Origin of the sequence: Pseudomonas sp. 18173, from assembly GCF_050432945.1 — a bacterium.
GTDB lineage: Bacteria > Pseudomonadota > Gammaproteobacteria > Pseudomonadales > Pseudomonadaceae > Aquipseudomonas.
Window position 1 is genome coordinate 1 of record NZ_JBKFTN010000087.1, and the last position, 438, is coordinate 438.

1 protein-coding gene and 1 pseudogene are annotated in these 438 nt (G+C 56.6%); both read right to left on the minus strand.

The window, feature by feature from the left end:
* Positions 1 to 186: pseudogene (locus tag ACLD1X_RS29195) on the minus strand (hypothetical protein); the annotation flags it as partial.
* Positions 183 to 392, minus strand: a complete 210-nt coding sequence (locus ACLD1X_RS29200; RefSeq protein WP_429373746.1) for a hypothetical protein — start codon at positions 390 to 392, stop codon at positions 183 to 185. The gene ACLD1X_RS29200 and the pseudogene ACLD1X_RS29195, both read right to left, overlap by 4 nt.
* Positions 393 to 438 lie beyond the last annotated feature (46 nt).

The window sequence follows — 438 nt, forward strand, 5'->3', positions numbered from 1 at the left end:
CTTTTTCCATTTGGCGCCCTTGTCGAAACGCACTAGGTGCCAACTGCCTTTGCTGCGGTCATGACGGTAACGAAAGCGCAGCGGGTGCCGAGGATCCTTCAGCTCGGTAATGGTCGGGTCGACGGCATGCTGTTTGATGACGGCATCAGACAGTTTCACAGTCAGGGTTTTCAAAGGAGCAGTCATTGGTCATCGCCCCTTTTGCCAAGCAGGTCGACCACTTCAAATGTAGAGGGCCACATCCAAGCGCCGTAGCGCTCGGCCATTGCCAGGTCAACGAACAGCGCCAATGCGTGATCGGGGGTGCTGCCCAAGTCCACCTTGTACGAACAGCAGAACACGGCAAACCGATAGTTTGCCGAATCTGGAATAGCCAGGCGGCGATCAGGCATCTCCAAGCTGATCCCCATGCGCTTGCCCATTAGCCCCCCTTCAGCA